Below are 23192 nucleotides of genomic sequence, written 5' to 3'. Positions count from 1 at the left end.
CCTTTATGATCGGAGCAGATCATGAATAACAACAACAACGAAAAAAGCCTTAGCAGCATCGAAACAAACGGGGTCGAACAGATCCCGGATCACGAACGCGATGCCCGTCCCGGCGATTTGTTTCGCCTGATCTTCGGCGGCGCCAACACTTTTGCGACCGCCGTGCTCGGCAGCTTTCCGGTGTTGTTTGGCCTGTCCTTCCAGGCCGGTGTATGGGCGATCGTGCTGGGCGTCGTGCTGGGCGCGCTGATCCTTGCACCCATGGGCCTGTTCGGCCCGATCAACGGCACCAACAACGCCGTGTCTTCCGGTGCACACTTCGGCGTGCACGGGCGGATCGTCGGTTCGTTCCTGTCGTTGCTGACCGCCATCGCCTTCTTCTCACTGTCGGTGTGGAGCTCGGGTGATGCGCTGATCGGTGGCGCCAAACGCCTGATCGGCCTGCCGGAAACCGACCTGAGTCTGGGCCTGGCCTACGGATTGTTCGCCATCCTGGTGCTGACCGTGTGCATCTACGGTTTCCGCTTCATGCTGTGGGTCAATCGCATTGCGGTATGGGCGGCCAGCGCGCTGTTCCTGCTCGGCATCTTCGCGTTTGCCCCGACCTTCGACAGCCAGTTCGCCGGCACCGTGGCCCTGGGTCAGGCCGGCTTCTGGGCAGCCTTTATCGGCGCAGCGCTGGTGGCCATGAGCAACCCGATATCCTTCGGCGCGTTTCTCGGTGACTGGTCGCGGTACATCCCACGCGAAACCCCGAAAGGCCGGATCATGTTTGCAGTGATCGCGGCACAGCTTGCCACCCTGATCCCGTTCCTGTTCGGCCTGGCCACTGCCACCATCGTGGCGATCAAGGCGCCGGATTACATCGCGGCCAATAACTATGTAGGCGGTCTGCTGGCGGTCTCGCCTAGCTGGTTTTTCCTGCCGGTGTGCCTGATCGCGGTGATCGGCGGCATGTCCACAGGCACCACGTCCCTTTATGGCACCGGGCTGGACATGTCCAGTGTGTTTCCGCGAGTGCTGTCACGGGTCAAGGCCACGTTGCTGATCGGGGTGATGTCGATTGCCTTCATCTTCATCGGTCGCTTCGCCGCCAACCTGGTGCAAAGCGTATCGACCTTCGCCGTACTGATCATCACCTGCACCACGCCATGGATGGTGATCATGATTATCGGCCTGGTGGTGCGCCGTGGCTTCTACTGCCCGGATGACCTGCAGGTATTCACCCGAGGCGAAAAAGGTGGCCGCTACTGGTTCACCCACGGCTGGAACTGGCGCGGCCTGGGGGCCTGGATCCCGAGTGCGCTGGTGGGGCTGTGCTTCGTCAACCTGCCCGGCCAATTCGTTGGACCGCTGGGTAACCTGGCCGACGGCATCGACATTAGCCTGCCGGTCACCCTGGGCCTGGCGTCCGTGGTGTACCTGGTCCTGCTGAGCCTGTTCCCGGAGCCCAAGGCGGTGTTTGGCCCGGATGATTTACGCAGCGAAGGCATAGCGCCGCTTGATGCAAGACCTGTGGGAGCAAGGCTTGCCCGCGATTGAGGCGCCGCGATTTATAGCTGGACCGCGTCATCGTTTATCGCGGGCAAGCCTTGCTACCACAGGGAATGAGTTGCCTGCGGGGACCGAGCAGCACCACAGAACCATTTTTGTTTCACCATAAAAAAGACAATCGGAGACACGCCATCATGGCTTTGGATTTATTCGTCGTTCTCATATACGCCGCCGCAATGCTGGTCCTCGGCTACTTCGGCATGCGCAAGGCCAAGACCAACGAAGACTACCTGGTTGCCGGTCGCAATCTCGGCCCGACCCTGTACATGGGCACAATGGCCGCGACCGTCCTGGGCGGTGCGTCCACCGTCGGCACCGTGCGCCTGGGTTATGTCCACGGTATTTCCGGGTTCTGGCTTTGCGCGGCACTGGGCTGCGGGATCGTGGCGCTGAACCTGTTCCTCGCCAAGCCGCTGCTCAAGCTGAAGATCTACACCGTTACCCAGGTGCTGGAAAAACGCTACAACCCGATGGCCCGCTCCGCGAGTGCGGCGATCATGCTGGCGTACGCGCTGATGATCGGCGTGACCTCGATCCTGGCAATCGGCACGGTCCTGCAAGTGCTGTTCGACCTGCCCTTCTGGATCTCGGTGCTGCTGGGCGGCGGTGTGGTGGTGGTCTATTCGGCGATCGGCGGCATGTGGTCCCTGACCCTGACTGACATCGTCCAGTTCGTGATCAAGACCGTTGGCCTGATGTTCATCCTGCTACCCATCTGCCTGTACCGCGTTGGCGGCTGGGATGAACTGGTGCTGAAACTGCCGGCGACCGCCTTCAGCTTCACCACCATCGGCTGGGACACCATCATCACCTACTTCATGATCTACTTCTTCGGGATCCTGATCGGCCAGGACATCTGGCAGCGCGTGTTCACCGTGAAGACCGCGAAGATTGCCCAGTACGCCGGTACTTTCGCAGGCTTCTACTGCATTCTCTACGGACTGGCCTGCGCCCTGATCGGCATGGCCGCCCACGTGTTGATCCCGGACCTGGACAACGTCAACAACGCCTTCGCCGCCATCGTCAAACTGTCGTTGCCGGACGGCATCCGTGGCCTGGTCATCGCTGCCGCACTGGCCGCCATGATGTCCACCGCCAGCGCCGGCCTCCTCGCGGCGTCCACCACACTGACCGAAGACCTGCTGCCAAAGCTGCGTGGCGGCAAACAGTCGAGCCTGGGCATCAACCGGCTGTTTACCCTGCTGACCGGCATCGCCGTGCTGGGTATCGCCCTGGTGGTGAACGACGTCATCAGCGCACTGACCCTCGCCTATAACCTGCTGGTGGGTGGCATGCTGATCCCGCTGATGGGGGCCATTTTCTGGAAACGCGCAACCACCGCCGGCGCCATTGCCAGCATGGGCCTGGGCTTTGCCACCGCACTGCTGTTCATGTTCAAGGATGGCCTGGATGCCAACACGCCGATCTACTACAGCCTGGCTGTCGGCCTGGTGAGCTTTGTGGTGGTGAGCCTGGCGTCCCGTCGCCCTTCAGTGGTGGCGAGCGCGATCTGATAGCGCACAACTGACTAAATGTTTTCTTCGACGGGTGTGGCGTCGGTTGCCACACCCGTTTTTTTTCGCCCGCCGAAAAGATCATGGCAGAACAGCGACAGCGCGGATTCGGAATCGGCCTGCTGTACTGGAAGAGTAAAACCAGGATGGACCGCGTTTACTGGCGGGAAGCTGGATGCTCAGAAACGCAAAAACGGCCAATGATCTGAGCCGTTTTGATTGAGATGGGGATACATCAGGTTGCTTGGCAGAGGATTGCGGGAGCTAGGATTACGGGTGCTCTGCTGGCGATGGGAAACCTGAGGGCGTCCGTGGGAGCAAAGCTTGCTCGCGATGGATCGAGCGGCGCATGCAGCCTGCCAGCCTGCCCGTGTGATCATTCGCGACCATCGCGAGCAAGCGAGCGCCTGCAACCACGATTAACGGCGGCGCGGCTGGCGTCGACGCTGTTCGTCGTCTGTACGGATAGGCACAGGTTGCAGAGGCGGTTCGATCAAACCGAGTGCGACACCCAGGTCGTGCAGCCAGTTTTGGATTTTCTCTTTCATGGTGCCCCCTTCAGGGTAGTGCCGAGCGACCGGAATTCTGAAGTCGCTTCGCACTGATAATAGTCCGAAGTCCTGCGCAATGCTCGGCAAAAGAAACAATGATCTGTTACTGAATTGATCCAAATCCCGCTCGGATAGTTCAAGCAAACGCCTGCTCCGCCTTCGAAAGCCCCGGGTAGACCGCCTGCTGCTGTTCTATCCATGCATTCAGATTGGCCCCGACCATGCCCTTGCGCCACATCAGCCAAGTAGTCGCACTGGCAAACGGTTCGGCCAACGGGTGCACGGCCACGCTTTCGCGCCCTGGCAAGCTGGCGAGCATGGATTCCGACATCAGCGCCACGCCAGAGCCTGCGATCACACAGGCGAGCATGCCCGGGTAACTCTCAATCTCCATGGCCCGCCCCATGGCTGCATGATCATGGGCGAACCAGGCCTCCAGGCGCATGCGGTAGGAACACCCCTGACGAAACGTGAACACCGAACGCCCCTGCACATCCAGCGCGCTGCGCACCGGCGGATGGTCAGCCTCGCTGATCAGCACCAGTCGTTCGTCGCACAGTGGCAAGCCGTCGAGGCCGGCCAGTTCCAGCGGGCCGTCTACCAATGCCGCATCCAGCCGACCGGTCAACAACCCTTCCAGCAGCTCACCGCTGGGACCGGACTGCACCTGCAGGTTCACCGCCGGGTAACTGCGGTGATAGCGCGCCAGCAAGGCCGGAAGGTGAATCGCGGCCGTGCTGTACATGGTACCGAGCACAAAATCGCCCGCCGGCTGCCCGCCTTGCACGGCCGCCTGCGCCTCATCGTGCAGGCTGAACAACTTGCCGGTGTAGTCCAGCAGAACTTTCCCTGCAGGCGACAGCTGCAAACGCTGACGTTCGCGCAGGAAAAGCTCTACACCGAGTTGCTCTTCCAATTGCTTGAGCCGCGTCGACAGGTTTGACGGCACCCGATGCAAACGCTCTGCGGCTCGGGTAATGGAACCCTCCTCGGCGACTGCCTGGAAGATGCGCAGTTGACTGAATTCCACGCCATTCTCCAAAAATGAATAAGTTACTCACTATTATTCATTTTTAAAGAAAGTCAAACAGTCCTAGCCTGACGGTCGTTGATATTCAGCAGGAGTCCACCATGACCCCCTTGATTCGTTTGTCTGCCAGCTTTATCGCCTTGATGATGGCCATGGGCATCGGCCGCTTCGCCTTGACACCCCAACTCCCGCACCTGCTCAGCGAAGGTCAGATCGACCTGACTGCGGCGGGTTTGATCGCTGCAGCAAATTATCTGGGTTATTTCGTCGGCGCCGTGGACGCGATGTTTTCCCGCAGGCCTGCGCAGATCCGCAGTCGGTTGCAGGGTGGGCTGTGGCTATGTGTCCTGCTGACCCTGGCGTCGTTCTGGGCCCACGGTTTCTGGTCGCATCTGTTGCTGCGCTTTGGTACCGGTGTGGCCAGCGCCTGGGTGCTGGTGATGATCACCGCCTTGAGTCAGCCCCTGGCCGTCGCGGCCGGTCGTCCACGTCTGGGTGCCCTGGTATTTGCCGGACCGGGCCTGGGCATTTTCCTGACCGGGATGCTGGCGCTGGGCTCGAACCTGCTGGGGCAGACCTCGGCCACATTGTGGCTGGTATATGCCGCAGTCGGGCTGGTGATGTTGCTGGGGATCCTGCCATTCCTGCCCCGGCCAGCCGCAACAGCGGCTAGCGCACCCGTCGACGCAGGCACCGCACACCGCGGCATCGGCCGTCTGGGCCTGGTCTATGGATTGTACGGTTTGGGCTACATCATTCCCGCCACCTTCCTTTCACAGATGGCCAGCGCGCAATTTCAGGGCCAATGGCAGGCCGATTTGTTCTGGCCATGCTTCGGCCTGGCCGCTGCATCCGGTGTGGTGCTGGTGAGTTTGCGCCGACACAATCCGAACGCCACCCGGCACTGGCTGATGGCGACCTTGTGGCTGCAGGCGGCGGGCGTCTTTGCCTGCCTGCTGGGCAGTGGCACGGGCCTGGCGTTGGGTGTGCTGCTGTGCGGCGGACCGTTCCTGGCCTGCATGCAACTGGTGATGCAACGCTCGCGGGAACTGGCACCCCACGCCACTCAGCGCAACGCGGGGTTGCTGACCGCGTGCTTCGCAATAGGTCAGCTCGCAGGCCCGCTGCTGGCTGCGGCAAGCAGCCATTACAGCGGCAGTTTGCAGCCTGGGTTGATCGTTGCCGGCAGCGGCTTGCTGATCGCGGGTGCGCTGTCGGGCAGCGCCGACAATGCTGCAACGAGGTTCAGCGCGGGCGACCGCACAACCATCGTTCAACGTTGAAGGGTCACAGCGCCTTGCGGGCAGCCCAGTAACCAACGGTGCAGGCGAGGCAAGTGGCAAAGGCGCCCCAGGCCATGTCCATGAATACCAACTGGGCCGACCAGCCTTTCAGCGTCGCCCAGTTGCTCAGGTCATACGTGCCATACGCCACCAGGCCCAGCAAGGCGCCCATGCACGCTGCGCGCTGCCAACTGGTGGCTGGCAATACCACGAACATCACGCAACCGAAGACATACAAAAGATAGAAAACCGCTGCCGGACCCAGCAGCGGTTTGTCGAGCATCAGCGAGCCAAGCAGTGCCTTGTACTTCGACGCCATCAACACGCCGAGCCAAAGGCCATCCAGGACCAGAAACGCCAGCAAGGTGCCCGCGTACGCAAATAACTCTTTTTTCATGGTCGTCCATCCCCCTGTTGATAAGCATGGGGCTGGTCGGCCATCAGCTTAGTTCAATACGATCTGCGTGAATGACGATCTGGCCGTTCTTGTACAACGCGCCGATCGCTTTCTTGAAGTTGCCTTTGCTGACGCCGAACATGCTGCTGATCAGGGTCGGATCGCTCTTGTCGCTGATCGGCAAGGTACCGTTGTTGTCGCGCAACTTGGCAAGGATCTTCGAGTTCAAGCTGGTGGCCGCTTCTTCGCCAACCGGCTGCAGGCTCAGGCTGATCTTGCCGTCGGGACGAACCTCCTTGATGAAGCCCTTCTCTTCCTTGCCGGCGCGCATGAACTTAAAGATTTCGTTCTTGTGAATCAAGCCCCAGTGCTTGTTGTTAATGATTGCCTTGAAACCCATATCGGTCGCTTCGGCTACCAGCAAGTCCACTTCCTGGCCGGCAGTGTAGCTGGCCGGGGTCTTGTCCAGGTAGCGATCCAGCCGTGCAGTGGCGGTGATCCGACGCGTGTGCTTGTCGAGATACACGTGCACCACGACATATTCGCCGGCGGTCATCTGGCGTTTTTCTTCGGAGTACGGCAGCAGCAGGTCTTTAGGCAGGCCCCAATCGAGAAATACGCCGATGCTGTTGACTTCAACAACTTTCAAACTGGCGAATTCACCGACTTGAACTTTCGGCGTTTCGGTCGTTGCGATGAGTTTGTCATCGCTGTCCAGATAAATGAAAACGTTAAGCCAATCTTCATCTTCGCTGGGAATATCTTTGGGAATATAACGATTAGGCAGCAGGATTTCGCCATCCGCGCCACCGTCCAGATATAAACCGAAGTTAGTGTGTTTAACCACTTGCAAACTGTTGTAACGCCCGATTAAAGCCATGTCCAATACCCTCATTGCGTGGGCGGCATTCTACCCGGTTTTGCGGTCAGCGTTCTGCGCCCGGCCCGGTGGCGCCGAAAAATTAGCTCAAAAGCTTGATTTTCATGGGTTTGGCTCACCGGCACCAGCCGCTCGTCCGACGAACCGACCCAGCTTCAGCGCCCATCGCCTGCACAAAAAACCTTTTCTCATCCACACGTCTGTAGTTAAAACAGCAGCTTAGGGCGACCGGAAGATTATTAATCCGGTTTAAATCCCACTGCCGCCAAGATTAAATTGGGGAGATATTTCCCAAGCAATTGTCAAGTATTTCCTGTATTATTCATGGCCAAGTTAATTTTCTATAGGTTAATGGCCGCCATGCGTCAAAAAGCATCCAACAGCAAAGCAAAGCCAGCTCCAGCCGTTGAAACCAGCGAATCGATCAACAACCAGATCGCTGCATTCCTCAAGTCCGGCGGCGAGATCCAGCAAATTGCCAAAGGCGTCAGCGGTCAGACGTTCGGCCCGTCCAAGCAGATCACGCTGGGCAAAAAGTAATACCGGCATCAACTGGTCCATAGGCGCTTTGAGCTTCGAAGCGCTTGGACTGAACCCTCCCGAAATACCCGCACAAACTCCCAATTCTCAAAAATCGACGAACGGCCTCCAGCGCCGGGTATTCGCCGGTATCCTTGCACACCTCTAGATCAAGCGTTTCAGCCGCTTTCAGGTTTCTGCTTCGCGCTGTTCATGGAGTGACGCATGTTCAAGCCCCCACTCATATTGCTCGGCACCCTGCTGTCGTGTTCGCTCGCCCATGCGCAGATCTTCCAGCGCGAGTTGGGCGACTTCGACCTGAAACTCGGCACCTCGCCCTCGCGCAGCATGGCTCAGGGCCTGGTCAAACCGGCCGCCGTCGGCTCATTCCATGGCGGCCTCGACCTGAGCCACGACAGCGGGTTCTACGTCGGCCAATGGTCACCCAGCATGGGCCTGAGTACAGGTAACAACCTGGAAGTCGATTCCTACATGGGCTTCAAGCAGCCTTTCGACCAGACGCTCGGTTACGAGGTCGGGATGATTCACTACAGCTACCCGAAAGTGGACACCCTCGACAGCCAGGAGCTGTTTGGCGGCCTGACGTTACTGGGCAGCCGCTTCGGCGCCGCGTTCAGCAACGACCCCGACAAGCAGAACAGCACCGTGTTTGCCGATCTTGGCGGCAACAAGCCGTTTGGAATTGGGGTTAGCATGAAGTACACCAGCCACCAGCTGAACGCGCCGGTCTCGGTCGACGGCGGCAATATCGGCAGTTTTACCGACTGGTCAGTGCAGCTTTCCCGCCCCTTCATGGGCATCGACCTGAACCTGATCTACAGCGATTCCAACCTCAGCGGCAGTGATTGCTCCGCCTATTCCGGACACAACAGCCAGTGCGACGGGCTGGTAACCCTCAAGGCCGAGCGCAGCTTCTACTGAGCGGCGGGGCGGTGTGCGCCGATGATATGAACTGCAAGGCTGATCCTGCGATCACATAAGAATCTCCTCAAGTAGCCAGGCTTTTGCAAGGACTCGCCCATGTCGCGCTGGTTTAAATGTCTCGCCGTCATCCTCACCCTTAGCCTGGCCCTCGGCGCGTGCAGCCGCGTGGGCCTGGCCTATCGCAACCTCGACGTGATCATTCCCTGGACGCTCAGCGACTACCTGGACATGAATGGCGAGCAGAAAGGCTGGTTCAACGAACGCCTCAAGGAACACCTGAGCTGGCACTGCACGACACAACTGCCAGGGTATCTGGACTGGCTGGATCGCCTGCAGACCATGGTCGAAAACAATCAGGTAACCGACGAAGCGCTGCAAGCCCGGACCCAGGAAGCCAAGGAAGCCATCGCGCAGACTGCCCGGGCAATCACCCCCTCAGCCATCGTGCTGTTGCAGGGGTTGGACGACAAGCAAGTGGCGGAGATGAATGAAGCCTTTGCCAAGGATCAGCGCAAGCGTCAGGAGGAATACCTCAAGCCATCCCTGGACCAACAGATCAAGGACCGCACACGGCGCATGGAGAAACGCCTGGATGATTGGCTCGGGCCTTTGAGTTCGACCCAGAAGCAACGTGTAGTGGCCTGGTCCACGGCTCTGGGTGACCAGAACACCCAATGGATCGCCAACCGGGTCCACTGGCAGAAGCAATTCAGCGCGGCCGTGGCGCAGCGCCACAGTCCGGAGTTTGCGCAACGCATCGAGACGTTGCTGGTGAACAGGGAGAGTTTGTGGACGCCGGCTTATCGCCAGGCCTTCGCTGCAACCGAAGCACAGGCTCGATCGCTGTTTGTGGATTTGATGGCCGAAAGCACGCCAGCACAGCGCGAGCGGTTATTGAAGAAGATCGAGGGAGTGAGGAAAGACTTCAAAGATTTGAAATGCCTGAAAGCGGCGCAGCAAAATTGAACAAATACCCGTTCAGATACCACGATTGCATGTGGGAACGAGCCTGCTCGCGATAGCATCATCCCATCCAACATCAAAGTTGAATGTTATACCGCGTCGCGAGCAGGCTCGCTCCCACAGAGTTGAGCCACACGGGCATCGCGGGCGTTCAGGCAATCTGAGCTTTCGACGCGACCGTATCGAACGTGACTTCATCCAGCGCATCTTCCTGCTCGTCCAGCACCTGACGCGGGTGGTCATTGCCCGGAATGCAGCTGTCGATCAGGCTCAACAAACTCGAGCCTCGCGCCGTCAAGATGTAGTTGGACCCCGAGCCACCCTGCTCTTCTGGCCGAGGTTCGATGTAACCGCGCTCCAGCAATAGCTTTTCGTACTCTCCTGCCACGGCTTTAAGGTGATCAAGGTTTTCGGGTTCCCCGCCCTCTGCCGCCTTCGCCGCCGCGTATTTTTCGGCATAAGCACGTGGCGCGAAGCTTGTGTCATCGCTCTGCACTTCATGCAGCAAGCATTCAATCAAATCCCAATTATAAGTCGTCATCCTGATTCAACCTCCAAGCCAGAGAGTGAGTTGGCCTTCATAGAGTGTGACCTGCACCGGTCCCAGCCGTTCAGCCTGGATTTTCAGCGGCACTGACCGGCGGTATGTCGAATTGGGCGAAGGCCGGACGACTAATGGGTGCCCGCTATCGCTGCCTGAAGGAGAACCCACCATGAACGTTCAGAACCATCCGGTCGTGAGCCGCGAAGAATGGCTCGCCGCGCGCCGGCAACACCTGGCCCATGAAAAAGCTTTTACCCGCGAGCGCGACAAACTCAGCGCCGAACGCCGCGCCTTGCCATGGGTGAAGATCGATAAGGACTACCACTTCCAGGGCCCAGGCGGCGAACTGAAACTGGCCGACCTGTTCGGCGGCCGCAGTCAGCTGATCATCTACCACTTCATGTTTGCCGAGGGTTGGGACGAAGGTTGCCCTGGATGCTCCTTCCTGAGCGATCACATCGACGGTGCCAACCTGCACCTGGCCCATCATGACGTCTCTGTGGTTGCGGTCTCCCACGCGCCTTATGCCCGGTTCCAGGACTTCCGGCAACGCATGGGCTGGAAGTTTGACTGGGTGTCATCTGAAGGTTGCGATTTTAACTACGACTTTGGCGTCTGCGCGCGGGCCGAGGATATTGCCGCCGGAAAAGCCACCTACAACTACGAAAAATCTGATGGTGCAGAAGAAGAACTGCCTGGCCTCAGCGTCTTTTATAGCAACGAAGCCGGGGATATTTTTCACACCTACTCCACCTATGCCCGGGGCCTCGACCTGTTGGTTGGGGCATACAATTACCTGGACCTCACGCCCAAGGGCCGTAATGAGGAAGAAATCATGGAGTGGGTGCGACACCACGACCGCTATGAGGCGCAAGCACCGGCAAGCTGCTGCCATCGTTGAACGAAGGGCGCGCTGTGTTTCTGAACTTTTTGCGTACCAAAACGCTCAACCCGTTATACCGCCCTCACCGGAAACGAGGCTGCCCCATGAAGACATTGCTGAAAATCACCCTTGCCGCCACGCTTGCCTGCGCCCTGCCCGCCTGGGCCTGCACGCCTGAAGAAGCCACCGCCAAACGCGAACAGCTGGCCAAGGAAGTGACCCGGCTGACCGAGCAGAACCCGGCCAAGGCCAAGGAAATCAACGACGAGTTGCAGAAGATGGACCTGGGTACTGCCAGTGCCGATTTGCCGGACAAGTGCCAGTTGATTGACCAGCGGCTCAAAGAGCTGAATTCAGCAGAGAAAAAAGCTGAAAGCTAAAGGCATAAAAAAACCCGGACGCTAATCCGGGTTTTTCATGTGGCGCTGGAACCGCTTATTACTCAGCGGCCGGCGCTTCCGGCTTGCGGCGCTTGAGCGGCGCCATGCCGTCCTTGCTCACCAGCGACAGTGCGTCGGTCTTCGGGCGGTTGGCGATCTTGCGCTTGGTCGGAGCCTTGGCGCCGGTTTTCTTCTTGTCGCCCTTGGCGTCGACCTTTTTCTTCTTCACGCCAACAGCCTTGCCCGAAGCCTTGACCTTCTTCGGTCCGCCGTAGGTGCCTTTGACTTCCTTGATGGTACGGCGCTCGAAGCTCTGCTTGAGGTAGCGCTCGACGCTCGACATCAGGTTCCAGTCGCCGTGGCAGATCAGCGAGATCGCCAGGCCATCGTTACCGGCACGCCCAGTACGACCGATGCGGTGCACGTATTCGTCGCCGCTGCGTGGCATGTCGAAGTTGATCACCAGGTCCAGGCCGTCGACATCCAGGCCGCGAGCGGCCACGTCGGTAGCCACCAGGATCTTCACGCCGCCCTGCTTCAAGCGGTCGATGGCCAGCTTACGGTCTTTCTGGTCCTTGTCGCCGTGCAACACGAACGCTTTGTAGTCTTGCGCCACCAGGCGACCGTAGATGCGGTCAGCCATGGCGCGGGTGTTAGTGAACACGATGGCCTTCTGGTAGGTCTCGTTGGCCAGCAGCCAGTTGACGATCTGTTCTTTGTGCTGGTTGTGGTCAGCGGTGATGATCTGCTGACGGGTGGTCGCGTTCAGGTCGCTGACGTTGTTGAGCTGCAGGTGCTCAGGGTTGTTCAGCACCGCAGCGACCATCTCCCGCAGGCCCGAACCACCGGTGGTCGCGGAGAACAGCATGGTCTGCTGGCGGTTGGTGCACTCTTTGACCAGACGCTGGACGTCCTCGGCAAAGCCCATGTCGAGCATACGGTCGGCTTCGTCGAGCACCAGCACTTCGACTTCTTTCAAGTCGAGGTTGCCGGCGTTCAGTTGCTCGATCATCCGGCCCGGCGTACCGATCAGGATGTCCGGCACCTTGCGCAACATGGCGGCCTGGACCTTGAAGTCCTCACCGCCAGTGATCAGGCCGGACTTGATGAACGTGAACTGGGCAAAGCGCTCGACTTCCTTGATGGTCTGCTGGGCCAGCTCGCGGGTCGGCAGCAGGATCAGGGTCTTGATGCTGACGCGGACTTTAGCCGGGCCGACCAGACGGTTGAGGATCGGCAAAACGAAAGCAGCGGTTTTGCCGCTACCGGTTTGCGCAGTCACCCGCAGGTCACGCCCTTGGAGCGCCAGCGGAATAGCCGCTGCTTGCACAGGCGTTGGCTCGACAAATTTAAGCTCGGCCACGGCTTTGAGCAGGCGTTCGTGCAGGGCGAATTGGGAAAACACGGGTGCTACCTCGAAGAAATACAAAAAAACAGCTGCATAGGTTACCGGTTTCGGGCGCCGAGGCCGAGTTTCTTTATACAAACGGCGCTAATCAGTGGTTTTTTTGTTGCCTTGTTTGTCTCCAGTCGCAATATGAAGCGTCTTAAATGCTCTAATCGACCCGTCGCGTCTTACAGAAGAACCGTTTTAGCTTATGGATATCAAACAGCTCTGGCTCAACGTCCAAGACCTCTGGGGTGCGCTCGATCAGCACCCGCTCCTGCACTCCAGCCTGGCGCTGGTGGTGTTGCTGGTGGTTGCCCTGGTCCTCGGACGAGTGGCACGCTACCTGATCCTGCACGCCGCCAAACTGCTCGGGCGTCAGCCCGCCATGCACTGGATGAATGACCTGCGGCACAACAAGGTCTTCCATCGCCTGGCCCAGATGACGCCGTCGCTGGTCATCCAGTTCGGCCTGCACCTGGTGCCCGAGCTGAGCAAGACCAGCCTGGTCTTCCTTGGCAACGTCGCACTGGCCTTCACCATTCTTTTCCTGCTGCTGGCCATCAGTGCCCTGCTCAGCGCCTTGCTGGACATCTATGCGCGCACCGAGCACGCCCGCACCCGGTCGATCAAAGGCTACGTGCAACTGACGAAAATGGTGCTGTACGTGTTTGGCGCCATCATCATCGTCGCCACCCTGATTGACCGTTCGCCGTTGTTGCTGCTGTCGGGTCTTGGCGCCATGTCGGCGGTGATCCTGTTGGTCTACAAGGACACCCTGCTGTCGTTTGTCGCCAGCGTGCAACTGACCAGCAACGATATGCTGCGGGTAGGCGACTGGATCGAAATGCCGCAGGTGGGTGCCGATGGTGATGTGGTCGACATCACGCTGCACACGGTCAAGGTGCAGAATTTCGACAAGACCATCGTGTCGATCCCGACCTGGCGCCTGATGTCCGAGTCATTCAAGAACTGGCGCGGCATGCAGCAGTCCGGTGGACGACGGATCAAGCGCAGCCTGTACATCGACGCCAGTGGCGTGCGCTTTCTGCGCGATGACGAGGAGTTGAAGCTGTCCCAGGTGCATCTGCTGACTGACTACATCAGTCGCAAGCAGGCCGAACTCAAGGCCTGGAACGAAGCCCAGGGCAACGTCGCGGCGATGTCGGCCAACCGGCGGCGGATGACCAACATCGGCACGTTCCGCGCCTATGCCCTGGCGTATCTGAAAAGCCACCCGGAAGTCCAGCCGAACATGACCTGCATGGTTCGCCAGATGCAAACCACTGCCCAGGGCATTCCGCTGGAGATCTACTGTTTCACCCGCACCACGGTGTGGGCTGATTATGAAAGAATCCAGGGCGATATCTTCGATTATCTGCTGGCGGTGCTGCCGGAGTTTGGCTTGAGTCTTTATCAGCAGCCCAGTGGCGGGGATTTGCGCACGGGTTTGTTGCCGGCTGTGCTGGGCGCGAGCGCGGTTCCAGAACCGGAAAAACACGTGATGTAGGCGTTGGCGCAGCCTGCGATCTTTTGATCTTCAACATCAGAAGATCGCAGCCTTCGGCAGCTCCTACACCCGTTTCGGGTCTGGCCTGATACCCAGCCGGCTGATCCACACCGCCGCCAGAATCACCATGCCGCCAAAGAGCAGCCGTCCCAGCTCTTCATGCTGGTTCCAGATCAGCAGGTTGAGCAGCAGCCCCACTGGCACGTGCAGGTTGTTCATCACCGCCAGCGTCCCGCCGTTGACCATGCACGCGCCCTTGTTCCACCAGTACAAGCCGAGCGCGGTCGAGACCAGCCCGAGGAATACCAGCACCCCCCATTGCAGCGGCGCTTCGGGCAGGAAGTCGGCTTTGCCGAACAGCAGGAACGCGGGCAGTGCCACGGCAAATCCGCCCAGGTAGAAGTAACCGAAACGCCGATAGTGCGGCAGGTCGCTGGGGTGTTTGGCGACCAGGTGTTTGTAAAGCACTTGCCCGGCGGCGTAGGTGAAGTTCGCCAACTGCAGCAGCAGGAAGCCCATGAAGAAGTCCGGGTTGATGCGGTCGTAACGAATGACTGCGGCGCCAAGCACGGCTACCAGTGCAGCGACCAGGGCCCAGGGGTTGAAGCGGCGGTTCAGCGCGTCTTCGATCAAGGTCACGTGCAGTGGCGTGAGGATGGTGAACAGCAGCACTTCGGGCACGGTCAGGACCCTGAAGCTGAGATACAGGCAGACATAGGTGACGCCGAACTGCAGGGCGCCGATCAGTAGCATGCCGCGCATGAATGCGGGCTCAACCGAGCGCCAGCGGGTCAGGGGGATAAAGACCAGGCCGGCGAGCATTACCCGTACCAGTACGGCGAAGTAGCTGTCGACGTGTCCGGCGAGGTATTCGCCGATCAGGCTGAAGGAAAACGCCTGGATCAGGGTGACGAAAAGTAGATAGCCCATGGGTCGCCTCGTTTTGAATGGCGGCGACGATAGCGGGTTTTTTCGGTTATCGCGATGTTGAGTTCGTGTGCATATCCCTTTCTGGGTGATGGATATATATCCGAAGCAAGATCAAAAGATCGCAGCCTCGTTTCTCTCGACAGCTCCTACAGAGAAATCAACGGCCGCAGGTAGCCCTCACCGCCAACCCAAAACATCAAGGCAAAAAAAAGCCCGATCTCGCTAAAGCGTTCAATCGGGCGGCAGCACTCAGGAGCAGAAGTGCAAAGGGAGGTTCGATGCGCGTAAAAGCCTTGAAGGGGTCACGCCAGGTCACTAGAACATCCAGCGATTATCTGACGATTAACATATCAAGCAACCTGGGCCAGCTTGGCTTTCGCCTGATTCAGGCCCTTCTCCTGGAAGTCACCCCCCAGGTTCATGCCTTCGGCATGGATGAAGGTCACATCGTTGATGCCGATGAACCCCATCACCTGGCGCAGGTACGGTTCCTGGTGATCCGCCGGGCCACCGGCGTATATACCGCCGCGTGCGGTCAGCACGTAGGCGCGCTTGCCGCTGAGCAGGCCCTGGGGGCCGGTCTCGGTGTATTTGAACGTCACGCCGGCACGCAGCACATGGTCCAGCCAGGCTTTAAGGGTGCTTGGAATGGCGAAGTTGTACATCGGCGCAGCCATCACCAGAACGTCGGCGGCCAGTAATTCGTCGGTCAGCTGGTTGGAACGCTCCAGCGCGGCATGTTCGCTGTCATTGCGCTGGTCAGCCGGCTTCATCCAGCCACCCAGCAACGTGCTGTCCAGGTGGGGCACCGGATTCACGGCGAGGTCACGGACGGTGATCTGGTCGGCCGGGTGCGCGGCTTGCCACTGGCTGATAAAGGTTTGGGTCAGTTGGCGGGAAACCGAATCTTGCTGACGAGCGCTGCTTTCAATGATCAGGACGCGTGACATGGTTTATGGCTCCATCTGAGAATGCTGTAAGGCGATGGAGTGAAGGTTAAACAGAACCATATCGATGAAAAAGCGCAAATAACTGCTACAACCCATCAATAAATTCGTTTATAACCTCAGGGCATGCGCTTGTGGGAGTGAGCCTGCCCCCGATAACGGTGTATCTGTTTCAGCAGTTTCTACCGACGGATCGCCATCGCGAGCAGGCTCGCTCCCACAGGAGTTCCCCGGACGATGCTATTTGGGGGAGCAAGTCAGGTTGATGCGCATTTTAATAATGGTACGGGTGAATTTGGCGGTGGCGAAGCTGTGTTTCCCGGCGGGCACCTCGATCTTGCGAGTGCGCGGCGCTTCCGGGCCATTGGTGAAGACCACCTTGCAGGTTGCATCGACAGTGCCGTAGTTGTTGACCTGGATGGAGGCGATGTCGCTATCGGTATCAGTGGCATCGTAGTCGATGCTCATGCCATTGAGCTGCTTGGTGACGTCGATCGGATAGGCAAACGCAGTGAGTGGCAACATCGCCAGCACCAGATAACAGAATTTTTTCATTCGGCAGTCTCCAATAAGTGCTGCCAGCTTAGGACAACAGGAGCCCAACATGAAAGCGCCCCGCGTGACCCTTGATCAATGGCGAACGTTGCAGGCCGTGGTCGATCACGGCGGTTTTGCCCAGGCCGCCGAGGCGCTGCATCGCTCGCAATCGTCTGTCAGCTACACCGTGGCGCGTATGCAGGACCAGCTCGGCGTGCCGCTGCTGCGTATTGATGGTCGCAAGGCCGTGCTGACGGAGGCCGGCGGCGTGCTGCTGCGCCGCTCCCGGCAGTTGGTTAAACAGGCCAGCCAGCTGGAAGACCTGGCCCACCACATGGAACAGGGCTGGGAAGCGGAAGTGCGCCTGGTGGTGGATGCCGCCTACCCAAGTGCCCGCCTGGTGCGCGCCCTGACCGCGTTCATGCCGCAAAGTCGCGGCTGTCGGGTGCGGCTGCGTGAAGAGGTGCTGTCCGGCGTCGAGGAAGTATTGCTGGAAGGGGTTGCCGACCTGGCCATCACCGGTTTAAGCATTCCCGGCTACCTGGGGGCGGAATTGAGCGACGTCGAATTTGTCGCCGTGGCCCACCCCGATCACTCGTTGCATCGCCTGAACCGTGAATTGAGCTTTCAGGACCTGGAAAGCCAGATGCAGGTGGTGATTCGCGACTCCGGCCGCCAGCAGCCGCGGGATGTCGGCTGGCTGGGGGCTGAGCAGCGCTGGACGGTAGGCAGCCTGGCCACCGCCGCCACTTTTGTCAGCAGCGGCCTCGGCTTTGCCTGGTTGCCCCGGCACATGATCGAACGCGAATTGAAGGAAGGTTCGCTCAAGCTGCTACCGTTGGATCAGGGTGGCAGTCGTAATCCGAGCTTCTACCTGTATTCGAACAAGGACAAACCCCTGGGCCCGGCGACGCAGATCCTCATCGACCTGCTACGAACATTCGACACCGCGCCGCTGGATGCGCCCTTCGCGGCCCCTGAACAAGCCTGACATGGAGTGACTGCATGGCCTATTTCGAACATGAAGGTTGCAACCTGCACTATGAGGAATATGGCCACGGCACCCCGTTGCTGCTGGTCCATGGCCTCGGCTCGAGCACCCTGGACTGGGAAATGCAGATCCCGGCGCTATCAGCCCGCTACCGGGTGATTGTCCCGGACATCCGCGGCCACGGCCGTTCCGAAAAACCCCGGGAGCGCTACAGCATCGCCGGGTTCAGCGCCGACCTGGTCGCCCTGATCGAGCATTTGAATCTTGGCCCCGTGCATTATGTCGGCCTGTCGATGGGCGGCATGATCGGTTTCCAGTTGGCCGTGGACCAGCCGCAGCTGCTCAAAAGCCTGTGCATCGTCAACAGCGCACCAGAGGTCAAGCTGCGCAGCCGCGACGATTACTGGCAGTGGTTCAAGCGCTGGAGCCTGATGCGCGCGTTGAGCCTGGGCACCATCGGCAAAGCCCTGGGCGCCAAACTGTTTCCCAAGCCGGAGCAGGCAAACCTGCGTGAGAAGATGGCCCTGCGCTGGGCAACAAACGACAAACATGCTTATCTCGCCAGCTTCGATGCCATCGTCGGCTGGGGCGTTCAGGAACGACTTTCCAGAGTCTCCTGTCCAACGCTGATCATCAGCGCCGACCGTGACTACACCCCGGTCGCGTTGAAAGAAAACTATGTAAAACTGCTGCCTGATGCGCGGCTGGTTGTGATTGCCGATTCGCGCCACGCCACCCCGCTTGACCAGCCCGAACATTTCAATCAAACCCTGCTCGAGTTTCTCACCGCAGTCGACAACACCACACTCAGGATCACTGACCCATGCTGAAAAAAATCGCCCTCGCCGCCGGCACCGTTCTGTTTGCCGCCAACCTGATGGCCGCCACGCCTGCCAAGGCCCCGCACGTGCTGCTGGAAACCACCAATGGCCAGATCGAGATCGAACTGGACCCGGTCAAGGCGCCGATCAGTACCAAGAACTTTCTTGAGTACGTCGACAGCGGCTTCTACAACAACACGATTTTCCACCGCGTGATCCCCGGCTTCATGGTCCAGGGCGGCGGGTTCACTCAACAGATGCAGCAGAAAGACACCAAGGCGTCCATCAAGAACGAGCACAAGAACGGCCTGGTCAACGTGCGCGGCACCCTTTCCATGGCCCGTACCTCGGCACCGGATTCGGCCACCAGCCAGTTCTTCATCAACGTCAAGGACAACGATTTCCTCGACCAGGGCGACGGCTATGCGGTGTTCGGGAAAGTCGTCAAGGGCATGGACGTGGTCGACATCATCGTCAACTCGCCAACCACCATGCGCGGCGGCATGAAAGACGTGCCTGCCGATCCTGTGTTCATCAAGTCGGCCAAGCGCATCGACTAAGCTGCAGGAAAGTACCGGGCGGCGCTCCTCAGGGCGCCGTTCGCACTGTCAAAGGAGAGCCCGTGCGCGGGCGGAGAACCGATGCTTTATCGCCGTTTTGAACAACTGATCGACATTTTTCGCGATGCTCCGACGGCGGCTCCGCCAGATCGGGTTCTCCCCTTCTACACCTATTACCTCAAGCAGGTCTGGCCGAGTTTCGCCGCCCTGTTGATTGTCGGCCTGATCGGTGCGCTGATCGAAGTGGCGCTGTTCAGTTATCTGAGCCGCATCATCGACCTGACCCAAGGCACACCCAACGTCAATTTTTTCCAGGAGCACGGCATCGAGCTGGCCTGGATGGCGGTGGTCGCCCTGGTCTTGCGGCCGATTTTCGTCGGCCTGCATGACCTGCTGGTGCACCAGACCCTCAGCCCTGGCATGACCAGCCTGATCCGCTGGCAGAACCACAGCTATGTGCTCAAGCAGAGCCTGAATTTCTTCCAGAACGACTTCGCCGGCCGCATTGCCCAGCGCATCATGCAGACCGGCAACTCCCTGCGCGATTCCGCCGTGCAAGCGGTGGATGCGCTGTGGCATGTGCTGATCTATGCGATCAGTTCCCTGGTGCTGTTCGCCGAAGCCGACTGGCGCCTGATGATTCCCTTGCTGACGTGGATCGCGGCCTACATTGGCGCGCTCTGCTACTTCGTGCCGCGGGTCAAAGAACGCTCGGTGGTGTCCTCTGATGCCCGTTCCAAACTGATGGGGCGCATCGTTGACGGCTATACCAACATCACCACGCTGAAGCTGTTCGCCCACACCAACTTCGAACAGCAATACGCCAAGGAGGCCATCGAGGAACAGACGGTAAAAGCCCAGCTCGCAGGGCGCGTGGTCACCAGCATGGACGTGGTCATCACCAGCATGAACGGCCTGCTGATCGTCGGCACCACCGGCCTGGCGCTGTGGTTGTGGACCCAGTCGCTGATCTCGGTGGGCGCCATTGCCCTCGCGACCGGCCTGGTGATCCGAATCGTCAACATGTCCGGCTGGATCATGTGGGTGGTCAACGGCATCTTTGAAAATATCGGCATGGTCCAGGACGGTCTGCAGACCATCGCGCAACCGGTCAGCGTCACCGACCGCGACCAGGCCAAGCCGCTGACCGTGCCCCATGGCGAGGTGCGGTTCGAGCACGTCGATTTTCACTACGGCAAGAAAAGCGGGATCATCGGCGACCTCAGCCTGACCATCAAGCCGGGGGAAAAGATCGGCCTGATCGGGCCATCCGGCGCCGGCAAGTCGACCCTGGTCAACCTGCTGTTGCGCCTGTATGACGTGCAAGGCGGGCGCATCCTCATCGACGGCCAGAACATCGCCGAAGTCGGCCAGGAAAGCCTGCGCGAGTGCATCGGCATGATCACCCAGGACACTTCGCTGCTGCACCGTTCGATTCGTGACAACCTGCTCTACGGCAAACCTGACGCCACCGATGCTGAACTCTGGGAAGCGGCGCGCAAGGCCCGCGCCGATGAGTTCATCCCGCTGCTGTCGGACTCTGAAGGTCGTACCGGCTTTGATGCCCATGTGGGTGAACGCGGGGTGAAACTCTCCGGCGGCCAGCGCCAGCGGATCGCCATTGCCCGGGTGCTGCTCAAGGACGCACCGATCCTGATCATGGACGAAGCCACCTCGGCCCTGGACTCGGAAGTCGAAGCCGCGATCCAGGAAAGCCTGGAAACCCTGATGCAGGGCAAGACCGTGATCGCCATCGCTCATAGGCTTTCGACCATCGCACGTATGGACCGTCTGGTGGTCCTGGAAAACGGCAGGATCGCCGAAACCGGCAGCCATTCCGAACTGCTCGCCCATGGCGGATTGTATGCGCGGTTGTGGCAGCACCAGACGGGTGGGTTCGTCGGGATCGACTGAGTTGAATGCCACCATCCCCCTGTGGGAGCGAGCCTGCTCGCGATAGCGGTTTTAGGTTCAGCATTTACATTGACTGAAACTCCGCCATCGCGAGCAGGCTCGCTCCCACAGGGCCCCCTCTACCCTGTTAAACCGCCACAGGCCCCAGACCACGGGCGCTGGCAGTTTTTCCCAGATTGGCATTCCACAAAAACCCTGCTGTACTCAGCCAAGGTTCTGGAGACGAACCTGTCGTAAATCTGCAGGATGCATCACGCGATGCAGTCTCGATAGCAAGCCTATCAAGGACGCTCTCATGTCTCTGTTCAAACGTTCAGTTACTGAGTTGTTCGGTACATTCTGGCTGGTGTTGGGGGGGTGCGGCAGTGCGGTCCTGGCCGCGTCTTCTCCGCTTGGAATCGGAGTACTGGGTGTGGCCCTGGCGTTTGGCCTCACGGTACTGACCATGGCCTTTGCCATTGGCCATATCTCCGGTTGTCATCTGAACCCGGCCGTTTCGGTCGGTTTATGCGTCGGCGGTGGATTCCCTGCCCGGGAATTGCCGGCCTACATCATCGCCCAGGTGGTCGGCGCCATTATTGCTGCGGGGTTGATCTACTACATCGCCAGCGGCAAGGAAGGGTACGATCTGTCGACGGGGCTGGCCTCCAACGGCTACGGCGAACACTCTCCCGGCAAGTACTCGATGGCGGCAGGCTTCGTCTGCGAACTGGTGATGACGGCGATGTTCGTGCTGATCATCCTCGGTGCCACCGACAAGCGCGCGCCGGCAGGACTGGCACCGATCGCCATCGGCCTGGCCCTGACGCTGATCCACCTGATCTCGATCCCCGTGACCAATACCTCGGTCAACCCGGCCCGCAGTACCGGCCCGGCACTGCTGGTGGGCGGCTGGGCGATCGCACAGCTGTGGATGTTCTGGGTCGCGCCGTTGCTCGGCGCGGTGGTCGGCGGGGTGACATACCGCTGGCTGGGCGAGGAAGACAGCTGAGACCGGGAGCGAGGATCATTCCTGTCGATAAGGCAGGGCGGTCCTCGCTTCCTCGGCGTAAGCCAGCACGCCCAGACGCTCCTGTTGCAGGAAGTCTTTGACCGCAGCCTTCAGCCCGGGATGGCGCAAGTAGTGCCATGAATGAGTGATCACCGGTTCAAAGCCGCGGATCAGCTTGTGCTCGCCCTGGGCGCCAGCGTCGAAGCGCTGAAAACCATTGGCGATGGCGTAATCCATGCCCTGGTAGAAACAGGTCTCAAAGTGCAGGCGGTCAAATTCCGCCAGGCAGCCCCAGTAGCGCCCGTAAAAACTGCCGCCGCCCACCAGGCTGAAAGCCATTGCCACCGGGCGTGCACCTTGTTTGGCCAGGACCACCCTAATTGACTCGGGCATGCGCTCGGCCAGCAAGCTGAAAAACGCCCGCGTCAGGTAAGGCGCCTGGCGCCGCACCGCGTACGTGTTGGCGTAGCAGGCATAGACAAAATCCCACTGCGCTTCGCTCAGTTGCCGCCCTTCCAGCCACTCGAACTCGATGCCCTGCCCCGCGACCTGCTCGCGTTCCTTGCGCATCTGTTTGCGCTTGCGTGAACTGAGGGCGTCGAGGAAATCCTGGAAGTCCCGATAACCGCGATTCTGCCAGTGGTACTGACAGCCGATTCGCTGCAGCCAGCCCGGTTGCTGGGCCAAAGCGGCGTCGGTAAAGGGATCGGTAAAGTTGATGTGGGCGCTGGAAAGGCCTTCGATTTCCAGGTAACCCGGCAGGCTCTGCAGCAATTCAAAGCCGTCCTCCACGCTGGCCGCCAGCAGTCGCGGCCCGCTGACCGGGCTGAACGGCACCGCTGTCAACAGCTTGGGGTAATAGTCGATGCCCGCCCGTGCGCAGGCATCCGCCCAGGCGTGATCGAACACGTATTCGCCGTATGAGTGCCACTTGCGGTAACAGGGGAGCGCGGCGATTAGCCGGTCGCCCTCTACGTGCAACAGATGCTCGGCTTGCCAACCCGAATGCGGGCCGATGCTGGCGCTGTCTTCCAGGGCACTGAGAAAGGCATGGCGCAAAAACGGCTGGGCCTCCGGCACCAGGGCATCCCAGGTGCGCGGGGCAATGTCGGACAGATTTTCCAGTCGCTGCAGGGGCATAAATTCCTCTTCACCTGAATG

General features: G+C 59.7%; 23 protein-coding genes and 1 pseudogene. 14 read left to right on the top strand and 10 right to left on the bottom strand.

From position 1 onward, the window contains the following. Positions 1–21: 21 nt before the first annotated feature. Positions 22–1542, top strand: a complete 1521-nt coding sequence (locus IMW75_RS03710; RefSeq protein ID WP_045058688.1) for a purine-cytosine permease family protein — start codon at positions 22–24, stop codon at positions 1540–1542. Positions 1543–1688: 146 nt separating this feature from the next. Then, positions 1689–3068, top strand: a complete 1380-nt coding sequence (locus IMW75_RS03705; protein WP_205891911.1) for a sodium:solute symporter family protein — start codon at positions 1689–1691, stop codon at positions 3066–3068. 419 nt (positions 3069–3487) lie between these two features. Here the strand turns inward: IMW75_RS03705 and IMW75_RS27145 are convergent, their stop codons facing one another. Beyond that, a complete protein-coding gene (locus tag IMW75_RS27145) occupies positions 3488–3616 on the bottom strand; it encodes a PA1414 family protein (RefSeq protein WP_003184145.1) in 129 nt (42 codons plus the stop codon). Between the two features lie 139 nt (positions 3617–3755). Continuing rightward, complete coding sequence (ptrR, locus tag IMW75_RS03700) at positions 3756–4649, bottom strand: putrescine utilization regulator PtrR (RefSeq protein ID WP_045058690.1); 894 nt, start codon at positions 4647–4649, stop codon at positions 3756–3758. A gap of 101 nt (positions 4650–4750) precedes the next feature. On the opposite strand from ptrR, the gene IMW75_RS03695 reads away from it, so the two are divergent. Then, a complete protein-coding gene (locus IMW75_RS03695) occupies positions 4751–5932 on the top strand; it encodes an MFS transporter (RefSeq protein ID WP_205891910.1) in 1182 nt (393 codons plus the stop codon). A 4-nt stretch (positions 5933–5936) separates the two neighbouring features. On the opposite strand, the gene IMW75_RS03690 is transcribed toward IMW75_RS03695, so the two are convergent. After that, on the bottom strand, positions 5937–6329 hold the full coding sequence (locus IMW75_RS03690; protein ID WP_045058692.1) for a DUF2177 family protein: 393 nt from the start codon (positions 6327–6329) through the stop codon (positions 5937–5939). Between the two features lie 43 nt (positions 6330–6372). Then, positions 6373–7209 carry a CvfB family protein gene (locus tag IMW75_RS03685; RefSeq protein ID WP_045058693.1) on the bottom strand — a complete coding sequence of 279 codons (837 nt, stop codon included), beginning with the start codon at positions 7207–7209 and terminating at the stop codon, positions 6373–6375. Between the two features lie 351 nt (positions 7210–7560). Between IMW75_RS03685 and IMW75_RS03680 the strand changes: the two genes are divergently transcribed. The 3 genes from IMW75_RS03680 (at position 7561) to IMW75_RS03670 (ending at position 9639) form a co-directional block, all read left to right on the top strand. Continuing rightward, positions 7561–7749, top strand: coding sequence for a hypothetical protein (locus IMW75_RS03680; RefSeq protein ID WP_177328536.1), 189 nt, complete (start codon positions 7561–7563; stop codon positions 7747–7749). Positions 7750–7953: 204 nt separating this feature from the next. Beyond that, positions 7954–8670 carry a TorF family putative porin gene (locus IMW75_RS03675; protein ID WP_045058694.1) on the top strand — a complete coding sequence of 239 codons (717 nt, stop codon included), beginning with the start codon at positions 7954–7956 and terminating at the stop codon, positions 8668–8670. 99 nt (positions 8671–8769) lie between these two features. Further along, positions 8770–9639 (top strand): DUF6279 family lipoprotein, encoded by an 870-nt coding sequence (locus IMW75_RS03670; protein WP_205891909.1) that lies wholly within the window; start codon positions 8770–8772, stop codon positions 9637–9639. Between the two features lie 148 nt (positions 9640–9787). On the opposite strand, the gene IMW75_RS03665 is transcribed toward IMW75_RS03670, so the two are convergent. After that, entirely contained in the window at positions 9788–10177 is a 390-nt protein-coding gene (locus tag IMW75_RS03665) for a transcriptional regulator (RefSeq protein ID WP_205891908.1), read from the bottom strand. Positions 10178–10349: 172 nt separating this feature from the next. Between IMW75_RS03665 and IMW75_RS03660 the strand changes: the two genes are divergently transcribed. After that, a complete protein-coding gene (locus IMW75_RS03660) occupies positions 10350–11081 on the top strand; it encodes a DUF899 domain-containing protein (RefSeq protein WP_205891907.1) in 732 nt (243 codons plus the stop codon). A gap of 86 nt (positions 11082–11167) precedes the next feature. After that, positions 11168–11443, top strand: coding sequence for a hypothetical protein (locus IMW75_RS03655; RefSeq protein ID WP_045058698.1), 276 nt, complete (start codon positions 11168–11170; stop codon positions 11441–11443). 58 nt (positions 11444–11501) lie between these two features. Here IMW75_RS03655 and IMW75_RS03650 read toward each other — a convergent pair whose 3' ends face one another. Further along, positions 11502–12848, bottom strand: a complete 1347-nt coding sequence (locus IMW75_RS03650; protein ID WP_205891906.1) for a DEAD/DEAH box helicase — start codon at positions 12846–12848, stop codon at positions 11502–11504. A 193-nt stretch (positions 12849–13041) separates the two neighbouring features. Here IMW75_RS03650 and IMW75_RS03645 point away from each other — a divergent pair, with 193 nt between their 5' ends. Beyond that, on the top strand, positions 13042–14340 hold the full coding sequence (locus IMW75_RS03645; RefSeq protein ID WP_205891905.1) for a mechanosensitive ion channel family protein: 1299 nt from the start codon (positions 13042–13044) through the stop codon (positions 14338–14340). Positions 14341–14403: 63 nt separating this feature from the next. On the opposite strand, the gene IMW75_RS03640 is transcribed toward IMW75_RS03645, so the two are convergent. The 3 genes from IMW75_RS03640 to IMW75_RS03630 all read right to left on the bottom strand — a co-directional run bounded on the left by IMW75_RS03640 (position 14404) and on the right by IMW75_RS03630 (position 16772). Continuing rightward, the gene (locus tag IMW75_RS03640) at positions 14404–15270 is read right to left on the bottom strand and encodes a carboxylate/amino acid/amine transporter (protein ID WP_122837882.1); all 867 of its coding nucleotides are present in this window, start codon (positions 15268–15270) and stop codon (positions 14404–14406) included. A 350-nt stretch (positions 15271–15620) separates the two neighbouring features. Further along, positions 15621–16220, bottom strand: coding sequence for an FMN-dependent NADH-azoreductase (locus IMW75_RS03635; RefSeq protein WP_045058708.1), 600 nt, complete (start codon positions 16218–16220; stop codon positions 15621–15623). Between the two features lie 237 nt (positions 16221–16457). Further along, positions 16458–16772 (bottom strand): 3-phosphoglycerate kinase, encoded by a 315-nt coding sequence (locus tag IMW75_RS03630; RefSeq protein ID WP_122837881.1) that lies wholly within the window; start codon positions 16770–16772, stop codon positions 16458–16460. A gap of 49 nt (positions 16773–16821) precedes the next feature. Between IMW75_RS03630 and IMW75_RS03625 the strand changes: the two genes are divergently transcribed. The 5 genes and pseudogenes from IMW75_RS03625 to aqpZ all read left to right on the top strand — a co-directional run bounded on the left by IMW75_RS03625 (position 16822) and on the right by aqpZ (position 22031). Then, a complete protein-coding gene (locus IMW75_RS03625) occupies positions 16822–17745 on the top strand; it encodes a PA3225 family LysR-type transcriptional regulator (RefSeq protein WP_205891904.1) in 924 nt (307 codons plus the stop codon). Between the two features lie 14 nt (positions 17746–17759). Further along, positions 17760–18565, top strand: a pseudogene (locus IMW75_RS03620) (alpha/beta fold hydrolase). 3 nt (positions 18566–18568) lie between these two features. Further along, positions 18569–19126, top strand: a complete 558-nt coding sequence (locus tag IMW75_RS03615; RefSeq protein ID WP_205891902.1) for a peptidylprolyl isomerase — start codon at positions 18569–18571, stop codon at positions 19124–19126. 81 nt (positions 19127–19207) lie between these two features. Next, a complete protein-coding gene (locus IMW75_RS03610) occupies positions 19208–21040 on the top strand; it encodes an ABC transporter ATP-binding protein (protein WP_205891901.1) in 1833 nt (610 codons plus the stop codon). Positions 21041–21335: 295 nt separating this feature from the next. Continuing rightward, on the top strand, positions 21336–22031 hold the full coding sequence (gene aqpZ, locus IMW75_RS03605; protein ID WP_205891900.1) for an aquaporin Z: 696 nt from the start codon (positions 21336–21338) through the stop codon (positions 22029–22031). A gap of 15 nt (positions 22032–22046) precedes the next feature. Here the strand turns inward: aqpZ and IMW75_RS03600 are convergent, their stop codons facing one another. Next, the gene (locus IMW75_RS03600; protein WP_205891899.1) at positions 22047–23171 is read right to left on the bottom strand and encodes a GNAT family N-acetyltransferase; all 1125 of its coding nucleotides are present in this window, start codon (positions 23169–23171) and stop codon (positions 22047–22049) included. Positions 23172–23192: the final 21 nt, after the last annotated feature.

Source organism: Pseudomonas gregormendelii (assembly GCF_017114825.1).
Classification (GTDB): domain Bacteria; phylum Pseudomonadota; class Gammaproteobacteria; order Pseudomonadales; family Pseudomonadaceae; genus Aquipseudomonas; species Aquipseudomonas gregormendelii.
Note: the sequence above shows the minus strand (reverse complement) of the source record. Positions and strands in the feature narration are given on the sequence as shown.

Excerpts from the sequence above, each read along its gene's own strand:
- IMW75_RS03640 (WP_122837882.1), bottom strand. The coding sequence starts at position 15,270 with ATGGGCTATCTACTTTTCGTCACCCTGATCCAGGCGTTTTCCTTCAGC.
- IMW75_RS03635 (WP_045058708.1), bottom strand. The coding sequence starts at position 16,220 with ATGTCACGCGTCCTGATCATTGAAAGCAGCGCTCGTCAGCAAGATTCG.
- IMW75_RS03610 (WP_205891901.1), top strand. The coding sequence starts at position 19,208 with ATGCTTTATCGCCGTTTTGAACAACTGATCGACATTTTTCGCGATGCT.
- IMW75_RS03645 (WP_205891905.1), top strand. The coding sequence starts at position 13,042 with ATGGATATCAAACAGCTCTGGCTCAACGTCCAAGACCTCTGGGGTGCG.
- IMW75_RS03615 (WP_205891902.1), top strand. The coding sequence starts at position 18,569 with ATGCTGAAAAAAATCGCCCTCGCCGCCGGCACCGTTCTGTTTGCCGCC.
- IMW75_RS03625 (WP_205891904.1), top strand. The coding sequence starts at position 16,822 with ATGAAAGCGCCCCGCGTGACCCTTGATCAATGGCGAACGTTGCAGGCC.
- IMW75_RS03690 (WP_045058692.1), bottom strand. The coding sequence starts at position 6,329 with ATGAAAAAAGAGTTATTTGCGTACGCGGGCACCTTGCTGGCGTTTCTG.
- IMW75_RS03665 (WP_205891908.1), bottom strand. The coding sequence starts at position 10,177 with ATGACGACTTATAATTGGGATTTGATTGAATGCTTGCTGCATGAAGTG.
- IMW75_RS03660 (WP_205891907.1), top strand. The coding sequence starts at position 10,350 with ATGAACGTTCAGAACCATCCGGTCGTGAGCCGCGAAGAATGGCTCGCC.
- IMW75_RS03710 (WP_045058688.1), top strand. The coding sequence starts at position 22 with ATGAATAACAACAACAACGAAAAAAGCCTTAGCAGCATCGAAACAAAC.
- IMW75_RS03680 (WP_177328536.1), top strand. The coding sequence starts at position 7,561 with ATGGCCGCCATGCGTCAAAAAGCATCCAACAGCAAAGCAAAGCCAGCT.
- IMW75_RS03630 (WP_122837881.1), bottom strand. The coding sequence starts at position 16,772 with ATGAAAAAATTCTGTTATCTGGTGCTGGCGATGTTGCCACTCACTGCG.
- IMW75_RS03670 (WP_205891909.1), top strand. The coding sequence starts at position 8,770 with ATGTCGCGCTGGTTTAAATGTCTCGCCGTCATCCTCACCCTTAGCCTG.
- IMW75_RS03675 (WP_045058694.1), top strand. The coding sequence starts at position 7,954 with ATGTTCAAGCCCCCACTCATATTGCTCGGCACCCTGCTGTCGTGTTCG.
- IMW75_RS03705 (WP_205891911.1), top strand. The coding sequence starts at position 1,689 with ATGGCTTTGGATTTATTCGTCGTTCTCATATACGCCGCCGCAATGCTG.
- IMW75_RS03655 (WP_045058698.1), top strand. The coding sequence starts at position 11,168 with ATGAAGACATTGCTGAAAATCACCCTTGCCGCCACGCTTGCCTGCGCC.
- IMW75_RS03685 (WP_045058693.1), bottom strand. The coding sequence starts at position 7,209 with ATGGCTTTAATCGGGCGTTACAACAGTTTGCAAGTGGTTAAACACACT.
- IMW75_RS03695 (WP_205891910.1), top strand. The coding sequence starts at position 4,751 with ATGACCCCCTTGATTCGTTTGTCTGCCAGCTTTATCGCCTTGATGATG.
- IMW75_RS03600 (WP_205891899.1), bottom strand. The coding sequence starts at position 23,171 with ATGCCCCTGCAGCGACTGGAAAATCTGTCCGACATTGCCCCGCGCACC.
- IMW75_RS27145 (WP_003184145.1), bottom strand. The coding sequence starts at position 3,616 with ATGAAAGAGAAAATCCAAAACTGGCTGCACGACCTGGGTGTCGCACTC.
- aqpZ (WP_205891900.1), top strand. The coding sequence starts at position 21,336 with ATGTCTCTGTTCAAACGTTCAGTTACTGAGTTGTTCGGTACATTCTGG.